14 protein-coding genes are annotated in these 13,559 nt (G+C 70.3%); 8 read left to right on the forward strand and 6 right to left on the reverse strand.

Annotation, left to right across the window (positions count from 1 at the left end; translation table 11 throughout):
* Positions 1–9 precede the first annotated feature (9 nt).
* The 3 genes from Q0Z83_RS10830 to Q0Z83_RS10840 all read right to left on the reverse strand — a co-directional run bounded on the left by Q0Z83_RS10830 (position 10) and on the right by Q0Z83_RS10840 (position 3,410).
* On the reverse strand, positions 10–462 hold the full coding sequence (locus Q0Z83_RS10830; protein WP_317793722.1) for a response regulator: 453 nt from the start codon (positions 460–462) through the stop codon (positions 10–12).
* Positions 463–672: 210 nt separating this feature from the next.
* The gene (locus Q0Z83_RS10835; protein WP_317793723.1) at positions 673–1,554 is read right to left on the reverse strand and encodes a sensor histidine kinase; all 882 of its coding nucleotides are present in this window, start codon (positions 1,552–1,554) and stop codon (positions 673–675) included.
* A 68-nt stretch (positions 1,555–1,622) separates the two neighbouring features.
* Complete coding sequence (locus tag Q0Z83_RS10840; RefSeq protein WP_317793724.1) at positions 1,623–3,410, reverse strand: sensor histidine kinase; 1,788 nt, start codon at positions 3,408–3,410, stop codon at positions 1,623–1,625.
* A gap of 416 nt (positions 3,411–3,826) precedes the next feature.
* Here Q0Z83_RS10840 and Q0Z83_RS10845 point away from each other — a divergent pair, with 416 nt between their 5' ends.
* Positions 3,827–5,548 (forward strand): hypothetical protein, encoded by a 1,722-nt coding sequence (locus Q0Z83_RS10845; RefSeq protein WP_317793725.1) that lies wholly within the window; start codon positions 3,827–3,829, stop codon positions 5,546–5,548.
* Here Q0Z83_RS10845 and Q0Z83_RS10850 read toward each other — a convergent pair whose 3' ends face one another.
* Entirely contained in the window at positions 5,549–6,535 is a 987-nt protein-coding gene (locus Q0Z83_RS10850) for an NAD(P)H-dependent flavin oxidoreductase (protein WP_317793726.1), read from the reverse strand.
* A 99-nt stretch (positions 6,536–6,634) separates the two neighbouring features.
* Between Q0Z83_RS10850 and Q0Z83_RS10855 the strand changes: the two genes are divergently transcribed.
* Genes Q0Z83_RS10855 through Q0Z83_RS10885 form a run of 7 tightly spaced genes read left to right on the forward strand, consistent with a single transcriptional unit; the run spans position 6,635 to position 11,874 of the window.
* Positions 6,635–7,564: an AraC-like ligand-binding domain-containing protein gene (locus tag Q0Z83_RS10855; protein ID WP_317793727.1), complete on the forward strand. Its 930-nt coding sequence runs from the start codon at positions 6,635–6,637 to the stop codon at positions 7,562–7,564.
* Between the two features lie 17 nt (positions 7,565–7,581).
* Positions 7,582–8,043, forward strand: coding sequence for a phage tail protein (locus Q0Z83_RS10860; protein ID WP_317793728.1), 462 nt, complete (start codon positions 7,582–7,584; stop codon positions 8,041–8,043).
* Between the two features lie 4 nt (positions 8,044–8,047).
* Entirely contained in the window at positions 8,048–8,461 is a 414-nt protein-coding gene (locus Q0Z83_RS10865) for a LacI family DNA-binding transcriptional regulator (RefSeq protein WP_317793729.1), read from the forward strand.
* Positions 8,462–8,479: 18 nt separating this feature from the next.
* Positions 8,480–9,025, forward strand: a complete 546-nt coding sequence (locus Q0Z83_RS10870) for a substrate-binding domain-containing protein (protein WP_317793730.1) — start codon at positions 8,480–8,482, stop codon at positions 9,023–9,025.
* A gap of 38 nt (positions 9,026–9,063) precedes the next feature.
* Entirely contained in the window at positions 9,064–10,044 is a 981-nt protein-coding gene (locus tag Q0Z83_RS10875) for a phosphotransferase family protein (RefSeq protein ID WP_317793731.1), read from the forward strand.
* Complete coding sequence (locus tag Q0Z83_RS10880) at positions 10,041–11,381, forward strand: MATE family efflux transporter (protein WP_317793732.1); 1,341 nt, start codon at positions 10,041–10,043, stop codon at positions 11,379–11,381. The genes Q0Z83_RS10875 and Q0Z83_RS10880 overlap by 4 nt, the downstream gene beginning before the upstream one ends.
* Positions 11,382–11,412: 31 nt before the next feature.
* Positions 11,413–11,874: an SLATT domain-containing protein gene (locus Q0Z83_RS10885; RefSeq protein WP_317793733.1), complete on the forward strand. Its 462-nt coding sequence runs from the start codon at positions 11,413–11,415 to the stop codon at positions 11,872–11,874.
* Positions 11,875–11,889: 15 nt separating this feature from the next.
* Here Q0Z83_RS10885 and Q0Z83_RS10890 read toward each other — a convergent pair whose 3' ends face one another.
* Both Q0Z83_RS10890 and Q0Z83_RS10895 read right to left on the reverse strand, forming a co-directional pair.
* The gene (locus tag Q0Z83_RS10890; RefSeq protein WP_317793734.1) at positions 11,890–13,125 is read right to left on the reverse strand and encodes an RNA polymerase sigma factor; all 1,236 of its coding nucleotides are present in this window, start codon (positions 13,123–13,125) and stop codon (positions 11,890–11,892) included.
* Entirely contained in the window at positions 13,122–13,478 is a 357-nt protein-coding gene (locus tag Q0Z83_RS10895; protein ID WP_317793735.1) for a YciI family protein, read from the reverse strand. The genes Q0Z83_RS10890 and Q0Z83_RS10895 overlap by 4 nt, the downstream gene beginning before the upstream one ends.
* Between the last annotated feature and the right edge of the window lie 81 nt (positions 13,479–13,559).

Below are 13,559 nucleotides of genomic sequence, written 5' to 3' on the forward strand. Positions count from 1 at the left end.
CGGAGCGAGTCACCGCGTGTGGCGTTGCGGCCCGAACGGCAGCGAGATCCTGGACTTCCGCTCACGACGCCATGGCAGCAGCAGGCCAACCGACTCCACCAGGTCCGGCATGCGCACCGGCTTCGGCACGAATCCGGCGACACCGGCGGAGCGCGCGACGGACGGGTCCAGTTCCGCGATCCGGTCGGCCAGGATGAGGATCGGAGCGGCGTGCGTTGCGTCGAGTCCCCGCATGCGAAAGCAGGTGGCCAGGCAGTTCGAACGATCCAGGTCCTGGTCGAGGATCACCAGGTCCGGGCGTGATCGGTGGATCGTTTCGATCGCGCTCGGGCTGTCCACGGCCTCTGCGGTGTTGAATCCCACCGTGCGGAGCATGAACTTGATCAGTTCTCGCGTCCCGGTGTCGCGGGTGACGGTCAGGATCGTGTGTTTCCGGCGGGAGGCGGTGGCGGTGTCTCGCATCGTCGAGTCTCCGTTCGTCGGTGTTCGGGGAGGAACCGGGGCCTGACCAGCGGCGATGGCCTGTCGCTGTGCACCACATTCGGTGCGAAAGATTCAGTCCTGAATCCTTCACCGGAAGACTTTCGCGTCTGGCCGGCGGCGCACGGAGCACGCCCCGCCTTTCCCGTGTTCCGGCCCGAAGTTTCGACCCCAGAGCGGCGAGCCGACGGCTCACCACTGATCAACCGGCCCTCCGGCAGAGAGGGTGAACCAGAACCGAGCGCCGCCGCCCGGAACCGCGTCGGCTCCGGTGCTACCACCGTGGCGCTGGACGACCCGCTCGACCACGGCCAACCCCAGGCCGGTGCCGCTGGAAGACCTGCGGTCGTCGCGGCCACGCCGAAAGGCCGCGAATGGATGTGCCCGGTTCGTGGTGGTGATCCCGACACCACGATCCATGACCTCGATACGCCACGCCGAGGGGCCTACCTGGGCGGCGGCGATCGTCACCTGAGCCGGCCGTCCCGGAATCGCGTGCTCGATGGCGTTCCTGACGAGGTTGTCGAGTGCCTGTCGGAGGAGAGCCGCATCCCCGCGTACCGTGGGCAGAGGGCTCACCAGGACACGCGGGACCGGCCCGATGCTCAGAGCACAACGGTCGGCGACCACGAACGCGGCCAGCGCTGTGAGGTCGACGTCAGTGAGCGACAGCGGAATGCTGTCCGCCGTGGCGTACTCCAGCAGAGCCTCGGTCGCCTCCTGCAGGCGGCGTATTCCGGCTCTGACGTTCTCGAGAAGAACGCGATGTTCGTCGAACAGGTGCGGAGCCTCACGATGCAGTGACTCGGCTTCAGCGGACATGTCGGCCAGGGGCGAACGCAACTGGCACGCCAACGATCCGGCCAAGGCCGGCAACCCTGTTCCGATCTCGCGAAACAGGTCGTCGACCGGGTGCCGGCGGTGCAGTTGTGCCCGCTTCGCCGCAACCGCCACGGCAGCCTGTCGACGGATCCGGTTGCGGTCGACGACGATCGCCAGGATGAGCACCGACAATTGGATCGTCACAATGACGCCGACACTGATGCCGACAACGGCTCCTGGCAGATGACCCACCGCGACACTCCTCGGTCAAGCGGCCCACGAAAGACGCGGGAGAGACAGCCGGGGGGGTACGGGCAGTCTCAGTCGCCGTGGCCCCGGGAGGACAGGGCCGAAGGTCCCGCCATTTCGGGACCCTCGGTTCGGGTCGGCGCCGCCGGTGCGGCGGGAAGCGTGAACCGGAACCGGCTGCCACCGCCGATGTTGCCGTCGACGTCGATGCGGCCGCCGTGCCGTTCGACGACTCGGCGCACGATGGCCAGACCCAGTCCGGTGCCTGGGAAGCGTTCGCTGCCGGCCACCCTGATGAACGGATCGAAGACGTGTGCCCGCTGGTCCGGCGGGATGCCGATGCCGCGGTCGGCGATTTCGACCCGATACGCCGACGGGCCCTGCTGAACGGCGCTGATCTCGACGGTCGCCGGCGCTCCCGGCTCGGTGTACTTGACCGCATTACCGACGAGGTTGTAGAAGATCTGGCGCAGCAGCGTCGGGTCCCCGACGACTCGGGGCATCTCCCCGACCTGGATGTGAGGCGGAAGGGCAGACGGGGCGGCGCACAATTCGCCGACGATCTCGGCGACCAGCCCCGAGAGATCCACTTCGGTGGCCCGCAGCGGCATGCTGTCTGCGGTGGCGTAGGCCAGAAGGTCCTCGAGCATGGAGTGCATCCGGTGGGTTCCGGCCTGCAAACGGTCGAGAAAGACGCGGTGGTCTTCGGTGAGTAACCCGGCCGTCTCATCACGCAGCACTTCGACGTAGCCGGTGACCATGGCGAGCGGCGCGCGCAGGTCGTGCGCGACGACACCGGCGAAACCGACCAGCTCGACCTCCCGCATCCGCAACTCGTGCTCGATCTGTTCCCGGCGGTGGATGTCGGCCCGCAGTTCGTCGGTGGCCCGGATCACCTGCCGCGCCGCCCGCTCCCGGGCGATCCACAGGACGCTGATGGGAACCGCCAGCACCAAGGCAAGCACGGTGCCGATGATCGTCGCCGTGACTTGCAACCCGACACCCGTCGGGGGCAGCAGGGACACCGTCGGACGGATGTCGAGCTGCCAGGCCCGCTGTGGCACGTCGATGGTCGTCTCGTAGCCGGGTAGCGCGTCGTCGACCCGCTCCGGTCGCCATTCGGCGACCGTGACGACCGACGTGCCGAACTCGGACAGCGTCACATCGGCTTCGTCCCCGGCCGCGAGCCCGATGGCTTCCCGGAGAAAGTCGGTCCCGCGGAACGCCATGACCACCCAGGTCGGCTCGTTCCGTGCGACCGGAGCGGCCAGAACGAACGAGAGTTGCTGCTCGGCCACCGGCAACTCCGAGTCCCGCAGGAGCCGATAGGCCCGGCTGATCGCCATCTGTCCGGTGTTCTGCGCCCGTAACAGCACGTCACGGGCCTCCGGAACCTTGGCGGCGTCGACGCCGAGTCGAGGTGGCCTGTCGTCCAGCGGACGGCTGAGCACCGAGAAGAAGTGCTGCCCGGCCCCGACCGGACGCAGCCGGAGAGCAGGATCGCCGAGTGCCCGCCATCGGCGCTGAACGGTGGGGACGTCGGCGGTCGCCGCCGCCACGACCAGGTTCACCGCGGCGGCCCCTGGTAGACGGCGCCGGGTAAGTGGTTCCGTCAGATCCGCGAAGGCGGCTGCGTCCACCTTTTCGGGCACGGAGGCCGCTGCGGCGACATCAGCCAACGCCACCCGATACCGCTCGATCTCGGCGGTCACCGACCTTTCGATCACCTCGGACTTGCGGGCGAAATCAGCCTCGGCGCGGCTGTAGAGCACCTGGCCCGCGGCCAGGGCCAGCGCCGCGGCCACTGTCAGAAACAACACGACACCCGACAGCGCGAGGATCGATCCCTTCCGTTCCACCATCACACACCTCCGAGATCGAGGCGGCCGCTGGGGGCCACCGGTTGCTCGGGGGGTGTTCCGAGACTGGCTGGGATCAGGCCCTTTCAGAAAGGGCCGAAGGTCCCGGGCTGGTGGCCTCATCCATGTCCCGCCGCCGCCGGAAATGTCTGAGCGACCGACGTTCACGGCTGCGGCGCATGGCCGGGCCGTCTTGAGATACACCGGGAGGAGGCGTAGACAGGGAATGTCCTCAATGGGGTGTCAGGGGAGTCCTGATGTGGCGCCGGATCCTGCTTGTGGTTCTTGTGGCGTTGACCGGTGCGGCGCCGTCCGTGGTCGCCCGAGCCGCTGGTCGGTCGGTGGGGGAGGGACTGCTGCCGTTTCCCAGTGATCGGTTCACGGTGGCGGATCGGAGCAGTCCCACCGGGCGTCGGGTGAACTTCGCGGCCGGCGCGCTGCCCGCCAACGCCAGTGGGGTGCACATCGATCCGGCCGAGTGGAATCGGCAGGACGGGTTCAGCCCGGGGACGCCGATCCTGGTTCATGTGCCGGGTCTCGATCCGGTGGCCAGTGGGATCGCGCCGGTCACCGACATCGGGCGGTCACTGGCTCCGGACTCGCCGATCCTGCTGGTCGACACGCGGACCGGGCAGCGGACTCCCTACTGGGCCGAGCTCGACGCACACGCGGCCGACCGACCCGACCGGCAGCTGCTCATCATCCGGCCCGCCGTCGCGTTGCACGAGGCCACCCGGTACGTCGTCGTGTTGCGCAACCTACGTGACCGGACCGGTGCGGTGATCCCGGCCGCCGACCGATCCGTCCCGTCGCGGCTCGCCTGGATCCCACGGCATCGGCTGTACACGGCATGGGACTTCACGGTCGCCAGCGCGGCCGGGCTCACCGGGCGGGTACTGCGGATGCGCGACGACGCGTTCGACGGGCTCCGGCGGGCGGCGCCGGCCTTCACGGTCGGGGCGGTCACCGACTTCACCGTCGAGCAGGACGCGCGGATCGCCCGGCAGGTGCGCGGCACGATCGCGGTGCCCAGCTATCTGACCGGGGCCGGCGGTCCCGGATCGCGGCTCAACTTCGCCGCGGGCGAGCAACTGCCGACCGCGTCCGGCGGCACCTATCCGGCCGAGTTCGTGTGCAACATTCCGCGCGGGGTCAGCGCCGAACGGCCGGCTCACCTGTCCCTCTACGGGCACGGGCTGCTCGGTTCACCGACCGAGATCAACGCCGGCAACGTCAAGGACATGGCCCAGCGGTACGGCTTCCTGTTCTGTGCGACGAGCTGGATCGGGCTCTCCGCTGCGGACGTGCCGTTCGTCGCCGGAGTCTGGAGTGACCTGAGCGCCTTCCCGTCCGTACCGGATCGGTTGCAGCAGAGTTTTTTGAACTTCCTGTTCCTCGGACGGGCCATGGTGTCCGCCGGTGGGTTCGCCGCGAACCCCGCGTTTCAGGACGGGCAGGGGCGCAGCCTGCTCGATCGGCGGGGTGGGCTGTACTACGACGGCAACAGCCAGGGCGGTATCAACGGGGGAGCGTTGACCGCGATCGCCCAGGACTGGACACGTGCGGTGCTCGGCGTGCCGGCGATGAACTACAGCACCCTGCTGCAGCGCAGCACCGCGTTCGCGCCGTTCCAGCGGCTGCTCGACCAGTCGTATCCGGACGAGGCCGACCAGCAAGTGATCTTCGGGCTGCTGCAGATGCTCTGGGACCGTGGCGAGGCCAACGGGTACGCCCGACATCTGACCTCGCGTCCCCTGCCCGGAACCCCGGTGCATCAGGTGCTGATGCACGTCGCGTTCGGTGACCACCAGGTGTCGCCGGCGGCCGCGCAGGTGCAGGCCCGGACCATCGGGGCGCGCCTGCACCGGCCCGCGCTGGCCCCGGGCTGGTCCGACGAGGTGGTGCCGTTCTGGGGGATCGGCACGGTCCGGTCCTACCCGTACCGGGGTTCGGCGCTCGTCGTCTGGAACAGCGGCGAGGCGTACGCGCCACCGCCGACCAACCTCGCCCCGAGCGACCCGAAGTACGGCCCGGACCCGCACGAGTTCCCGCGCGCGCAGGCGGCGGCCCAGCTGCAGAAGGCGACGTTCCTGCTGACCGGCAAGGTGATCGACGTCTGCGGCGGCCCGTGCCCCTGATCAGCGGTATCGGGTCAACAGCGCGGAGGCCTCGGCGGTCAGGTCGGCGATCACCGTGCCGGCCGCCTTCACCGCGGTGACCAGGCCGACGCCCTGGCCGGACAGCAGGGGCATCTCGTCCAGGTCGCCGGTGGTCACGGTACGCATCGGGACCAGGTTGGTGTAGCGCAGTAGTTCGATCTCCCGACCGCCGAGGACGGTGTGGCCGATGACCGGGCGTTCGCCGCCGCCGTCCGGGTGTTCGTCGACGACCCGGTTGCGGAGGACCCGCATCGGGTTGAAGTCGGGGGTCTCCGGGCCGAACAACGAGGTGCGTACCGTCGCGGTCGCCGGGGCGGACACCAGCCGCTGCTTGTAGCCGTCGTGGGCGGCCGACTCGTCGGTGGCGACCAGCCGGGTGCCGATCCACGCGCCGTCGGCGCCCAGCAGCAGGGCGGCGGCCAGCCCACGCCCGTCGGCGATCCCGCCCGAGGCCAGCACCATGGTCGGCGCGACCGCGTCCACCACCAGCGGCACCAGCGCGAACGTGGGCAGCGTGGCGAAGTTGTGGCCACCCGCCTCCAGACCCTGCGCGACCACCACGTCGACACCGTCACCGGCGGCCCGCCCGGCGTCCTCGACCGACCCGACCTGCTCGAACACCCGCACCCCGGCATCGTGCAGCCGGTCGATCCACCGCCGGGGCGGGTGCCCCCAGTGGAACGACGCCGCCGGTACCGCCGCCTCGCAGAGCACGTCGATCTGCTCGTCGACGGCGAACGGGGTGATCAGGTTGACGTGGAACGGGCCGTCCGTCCCGGCACGGATCCCGGCGATCGTCGCGGCCACCGCCGGGGCGGGCATCAGGCCCACCCCGAGCGAACCCATCGCGCCGGCATTGCTCACCGCCACGGCGAGTTCCGGTGTCATCCCCACGAACGCCATGCCCGCCTGCACGATCGGGGTGCTCAGGCCGTACGCCTCGGTGAATCTGGTTTTGATCTGCATCTTCCGACGGTGTCGGATTGCGGTCGCCGGGGTGTCGCCGCGCGTGCGGGCGGAGTTGCATGGCGTGCGGAAGTCCGGCATCGGACAGAGGGGGCCGGCATGCCGCAGACCTGGTCCACGCTGGACGTCGCGCCGTCCCGGCAGTTCGGGCACTGGCGGGAGATGATCTGCCAGACGTTCCTGACGCTGACGCCGGAGTCGGACCTACGGGACGGGTTCGCCGGGCGGGTCACGCAGTGGCCGCTCGGGGCGTTGTCGATCGCGCGAATCACCTCGCAGCGGCAGCGGGTCCAACGCACCGACCGTGACCTGGAAGCTGGTTCGCCACCCGGATTCTACGCGAATCTGCAGGTCAGCGGGGTGAGCACGATGCGGCAGGGCGGCCGGTTCACCGTGTTGCGGCCGGGGGATCTCGCGGTGGTCGACACCGGCGTGCCGTTCACGTTCGAGTTCGGCGGCGACTTCCGGCAGCTGTCGTTCTTCGTCCCGCGGGGACTGCTACGGGCGCAGGTCGACGGCCCGATCGGTACCGCGACCAGGATCCCCACCACGTCCGGTGTCGGCGCCGCGCTGCGGCATCTGCTGACCGCGTTGCCCGCCGCGCCGGTCCGGCTGGCCCCGCACGCGGCCGCGCTGCTGGCGGCGGCGCTGTCCGAACCGGTGGCCGCGACACCGCGGCGGGCGCCGCACAGCCACGCCCGCGCGGTCGCGGACATCGAAGAACATCTCACCGACGAGGATCTGTCACCGTCCGCGACGGCCCGGCGTCTGGAGATCTCGGTACGGTCGGTGCACGCGCTCTTCGCCGGCCGGGAGCTGTCGTACGCCGCCACGGTGCGCCGCCTACGCCTGGAGCGGGCGGCCCGTGACCTGCGCGATCCGGCGCGGGCCCACCTGCGGGTGGCCGATGTCGCCGCCGACGCCGGGTTCGCCGACGTGGCCGGTTTTCATCGCGCGTTCCGGCGGGCCTTCGGTCAGACACCCACCGAGCTGCGCCGGCGAGTCTACGGTGATGCGGTAACCGGATGAGGGCGAAGGAGCGTGCCATGTCGTACGTCGTGGACTTCGACACCGTGTCGACGGTCGGACTGGAGTCGTCGCCGGTGGCGGAGGCGCTCGCCGGTCTGCGGGCCAACGAGGCCAGGTACTTCCGGAACAAGTACAGCCACGTCTTCACGGTCGAGCCGGCGGCCGACGCGGCGGAGACGGTCGACTGGGTGCATCGCATCCTGGCCGAGGAGCGCGGCCTGGTGATCGCGTCGAAGCCTCTCGAGGCGACCGCGTTCCAGGTGGAGAACATCCGGATGGCGTACGTGTTCTACGAGAGCGGCTTGTCGATCAACGTGATGTACACCGTCGACGAGGGCGGCAAGCGGGCCGTCGGTTTCAAGCTGTCCGACGGGATGGAGGTTCCGGAGGAGCTCGGGGCGTTCAAGTTCGCCCGGCAGAAGTCGAAGCTCGCCGGGACCATCCGCGGCACGTACTTCGTGATCAAGAACCCATACTGACGCGGTGGGCAAGCCGACCATCGAGGACGTGGCCCGGGCGGCGGGGGTCTCGCGGGCCACGGTGTCGCGAGTGATCAACAACGCGCCGGGGGCGTCCGAGGCGTTCCGGAGCCGGGTCCGGACCGTCATCGCCGAGCTGGGATACGCACCCGATCAGGCCGCCCGGGCGCTGGCGTCGCGTCAGCAGCCGGCGATCGACGTGGTGGCGACCCCGCTGGTGTCGGTGGGGTGGCTGGGCTCGCACCCGTACTACAGCCGGGTGCTCTCCGGGGTCATGACGGTTCTCGACGGCCGGGACGTCCAGTTGCGCATCCAGTTGGTCGACCCGGCCGATGTGGCCGGCCTGGACGCGGTCGCGGACCGGGTGTCGCTCGGGGCGGTGCTGGCCGATCTTCCCGCGGACCTGGCCGTGCGGTGACAGCAACGCTGCCGTCGGGTGGTGTCGCTGGTGGAGACGGCCGGTGCGGTGCCGGCGGTGGAACCGGACAACGCCGGTGGCGCGTATGCCGCGGTGACCTACCTGCACCGGCTCGGACGACGGCGGATCGCCGCGATCGACGGCCCGGACGGCATCACCTGCACGGTCAACCGGCGGGCCGGCTATCTGCGGGCGATCGGCGAGGACGGGCTGGCGGATCTGAGTGAGGGCGGCGGCTTCACCCGCGAGGGTGGTTTCGACGCGGCCCTCCGCCTGCTCGACCGGTATCCGGACCTGGACGCGATGTTCGTGGCGTGCGACCTGATGGCGGCCGGAGCGGTGCAGGCGATCACCGCGACCGGGCGCCGGGTTCCGCAGGACGTCAGCGTGATCGGCATCGACGACAGCATCGCGGCGGCCTGCACGAACCCGCCGCTGACAACGATGCGGATGCCGGTCGAGGACATGGCCGCGGCGGCGACCCGGCTGCTTCTCGACGGCGGTGTGACACTCGGGTACCGGCAGCGGTTCCCCCTCGAACTCGTGAAACGGGCCAGCGCCTGACTGGTGACGAGAGCGCTCTCGCCCGTACCGTCCGGCCGATGGAGAGCATCACCAAGAACCGCCAGCCGTTGGACGTGCTGCGGGCGATGATCAGCCGGGCGTACGGCCCGGAGCAGGTGCCGGACGGCGACGACTGGATGCAGGAGTTGGGGCACGGCTGGTTCAACGTGGCCTACCGGGTCCGGCTGCGCGGCGGCGACGAGGTGGTGTTCAAGATCGCGCCGCCGCCGCACATCGAGGTGATGACCTACGAGCGCGGCGCGATGGGCATCGAGCTGGCGTCGTTGCGGCTGATCACCGAGCGGACGAGCGTGCCGGTGCCCCGAGTCGACCACGCCGATCACACCCGTGAACTCTGCGACGCCGACTGGTTCGCCATGCCGTACATCGACGCCGACAACCTCGGCATCGTCAAGGAGAGCCTGTCTGCGGACGAACTCGCCGCCTACAACGAGGCGCTCGGCGCGGCCAACCGCGAGCTCAACAACATCCGCGGTGACGCTTTCGGACCGCTGGCCGGGCCCGGCGACCCGACCTGGCGGGCCTGCTTCACCCGCATGATCGGCGACGTGCTGGCCGACGGCGAGCGCCGTTCCGTCGACCTCGGCTATCCATACGCCCTGCTCCGCGAGATCATCGACATGAACCTGGACTGCCTGGACGAGGTGACCGAACCCCGGTTCGTCGAGTGGGACCTGTGGGACAGCAACGTGATGGTCCGGGACGGGAACATCGTCACGATCATCGATCACGAACGCGCGTTCTACGGCGATCCGCTCATCGAAGCCGGCTTCACCGGCCTGGACCTGCCCGCCTTCGGCGATCCGACAGCCTTCATCCGAGGGTACGGCCACCCGCCGCTCACTCCAGCCGAACGCGGACGCCGGCGTCTCTACACCCTCTATCTGATCCTCATCATGATCATCGAGACGGACTATCGCGGGCACACCGACACCGCTCAGTACGACTGGGCGCGCGATCGCCTGCGGGAGGTCCTGGCGCTGTTCGGTGCGGCGTGACCGACAGCACCGCGATGCTCGGCAGCCGTCCGCTCGGGCGGCTGCTGTGGCACACCTCGTCGCAGACCACCCTGTCGGTCGGGGTCTACGGCGTCTATGCCCTGACCAACGCCTGGTTCGTCGCCCGCGGAGTCGGCGCCGACGCGATGGCCGCGGTCAACCTGGCCGCCCCTGTCCTGCTCGTGCTCGGTGCGGTGTCGACCACGGTCGGCGTGGGGGGCGCGTCGCTGGTGTCGCGCTGTCTCGGCGCCGGTGACCAGGCCGGTGCCGCCCGGGCCGCGGGCAACACGTTCGCCGTCTTCTGGGCGGCCGCCGCGCTGACCACGGTCGTCGGCCTGCTGGGCATCGAGCCGCTGCTGACCGCTCTCGGAGCGGACGCCGGCACCCGTGATCTGACCCGGGACTACGCGATCGTGCTGCTGTGCGGTGCGCTCGTGTCGACCGGGTTCTCCAGTCTGGTCCGGGCCGAGGGGCGGCTGCGGTTCTCCACCATGCTGTGGGTGATCCCGGTACTGGTCCAGATCACCCTCGACCCGCTGCTGATCTTCGGGTTCGGGTGGGGCGTACGCGGAGCGGCCCTCGGCACCGTCGGCGGGCAGGCCGTGTCGGCGGTGATGAGCATCTGGTTCTTCTTCCGGCAACGCGACCGGCCCTACCGGATCACCCGGTCCGACCTGGTGCCGCACGGCCCGACGGTGTGGGCCCTGGTCGGGGTCGGTGCGCCGTCGTTTCTCGCCGGGTTCGGCGCCACCCTGCTCGCGGTGCTCGTCAACAACACGCTGGCGGGCGTCGGCGGTAGTACGGCGCTGGCGGCCTACGCCGTGTGCGCCCGGATCCAGACCTTCGTCATGATGCCCCAGCTCGGCATCAGCCAGGGCCTGCAACCGGTCGTCGGATACAACGCCGGTCGGGGGTACGGCGACCGGGTGCGACGGGCCAGGACGCTGTCGCTGCGGGCCAGTGTCGTCTACGGCATCGTGTCGGCGATCGTCGTCGCGGTGTTCGCGGATCCGCTCGTGGCGTTCTTCCTGCCCGGCGGCGAGGCCGCGGCCACCGCCGGACACGCGCTGCGCATCATCGCCGTGGGCTTCGCCGCGGCCGGGGTCACGCCGCTGATCTCCGCCTACAGCCAGGCCCTGGGCCGCCCGGCACTGTCGTACGTCATCTCGGTCGGCGCGTTGCTCGCCGTCAAAGCACCTCTCGTCGTCGTTCTCGCCGAGACCGGCGTGACAGGTGTCTGGCTGGCCATCGCGCTGGGCGAGATCGTCACCGCAGTGGCCGCGCTCCTGTTCGGCCGGTCCAGTCCCCGTCCGAGGGGTCATGCCCGTTCGCGCTGAGCAGCCGGTCCCGGCGGCCCATCATGCACCTATGGCACTTCGCCCGGATCAGGACGCCGTCGACCCGGTTCTCACGCTGGCCGACCGGGAGCTGGACCATTACGCCCGCCGGCGGGATGCGGCACGTGTCTACTACCAGGCCACGGAGCTGGCGTTGCTGGTCACCGCCTCAGCGACGGTCATCGCCGCCGCCATGAACGCGCCACCCCTGGTGACCGCTTTGATCGCCGGGACCACGGTCTTCTTCACCGGCTTTCGACAGGTGTTCCGGACAGGCGAGAGATGGACGCTGTCCGCGCAGAGCCGGGTCTCTCTGTGGCATGCGACGAACCAGTATCGGCTCCTGGAGCCGGAAGAACGCGATCCGCCCGCCCGGCAACGGCTGCTCGACTCGATCCAGAGGATCTCGGAGCAGGAGTTGCAGGGCTGGGCGGCTACCCGCACATCCGCCGAACCCGTGGGGGACCGCGGTCCCGGAGTTCCCCTCAACTGATCGTTGCGTTCCCGGTCAGCCGTGGACAACCTCGTCGAGCCGGGCGGCCAGATATCGGCGTTCGACGTCGTTGGCGGTCAGGGTGAGCGCTTCCGCATATGCGGTGGCGGCCTCCGGCTGGCGGCCGAGGCGGCGCAGGAAGTCGGCCCGGGCGGCGCTCAGATACTGGTAGGTGGCCAGGGCCGGGTCACCGAGCAGGGGTTCCAGGGCGTCCAGGCCGGCCTGCGGTCCGTCACGCATTCCGATCGCCACTGCCTGATTGAGCTGTACGACAGGGGAATCCGGCCACATCGTCCGCAGCACCCCGTACAGCGCGATGATCTCGTTCCAGTCGGTGTCGGCCCAGGTCGGCGCCTCGGCATGGACCGCGGCGATGGCCGCCTCGACCGCGTAGCGGGTCGGCGTGGCACGTCGCAGGGCGTCGGTCAGCAGCGCCACCCCCTCGGTGATCAGTCCGGCGTCCCACGACGACCGGTCCTGATCAGCCAGCAGCCGCAGCGAACCGTCCGGCCCGAGCCGGCTCGCGGCCCGGGCCTCGTTCAGCAGCAACAGCGCGAGCAGCGCGCTGACCGCGGTGTCGGTCGGCATCAGCAGGTGCAGCAGGCGGGCCAGGTCGATCGCCGAGGTGCACAGGTCGCGGCGGACCAGCTGGGCACCGTCCGGGGCGGTGTGCCCGATCGTGAAGATCAGATGCACCACCTGGAGCACCGCGCCCACCCGCGTGCCGAGCTGGTCGGACGACGGCACCCGGTAGGGGATCCGGGCCGTGGCGATCTTGCGTTTGGCCCGGGTGATCCGGGCCGCCATGGTCGCCTCCCGGACCAGGAACGCCCGTGCCACCTCGGCCGTCGACAGCCCACTGACCAGCCGCAGGGTGAGCGCCACCTGGGTCGCCCGGTCGAGCGCCGGATGGCAGCAGGTGAAGATCAGCCGGAGCCGGTCGTCGGCGGCCAGGCCGTCCTCCGGGCCGGGTACGGTCTCGTCGGTGACCAGCAGCGGCAACGCCCGGCGGAACCGGGCCTCGCGACGCATCACGTCCCGGGCCCGGTTGCGGGCCACCTCGGTCAGCCAGCCACCCGGCCGCTGCGGCACCCCGGATTCCGCCCAGACCCGCAGCGCCTGGGCGTAGGCGTCCTGGGCGCACTCCTCGGCGAGATCCAGATCCCGGGTCAGCCGCGCGGTGGTGGCCACGATCCGGGCCCACTCGCGGCGGTGCGCCTCGGCGACCGCCGCGACCACCTCGTCGTTCACCCGTGGAACACCACGGGCCGGATCTCGACCGCGCTGTGCGCGGCGTGTACCTCGGGAAGCAGCGGAACCAGCTTGAGCACCTCGTCGAGGTCGGCGGCTTCGAGCAGGTAGAAGCCGCCGAGCCCTTCCTTGGCGTCCAGGAACGGCCCGTCGGTGATCATCGGCTCGTCGGTGCCGCCGCTGCGCACCGTGGTGGCCGTCGGCGCCGGTTCCAGCTGCTCACCGCCGACGATTCGGTCCCCGGCGGCCTCCCGGAACGCGGCGTGCGCGGCGTGGTGGACCGCCCACTGTTCGGGGGTCATCGCGTCCCACTGCGCGGCGTCACCGTGGATCAGCAGCATGTACTTGGCCATCGTGGTCGTCCTCTCTCGATGCGGTCCCGGTTCCGGGCCCTCACCTCTACGACGATCCGCGCACGTCCCCGATCGACAGCC

It is taken from the genome of Actinoplanes sichuanensis (genome assembly GCF_033097365.1).
Classification (GTDB): domain Bacteria; phylum Actinomycetota; class Actinomycetes; order Mycobacteriales; family Micromonosporaceae; genus Actinoplanes; species Actinoplanes sichuanensis.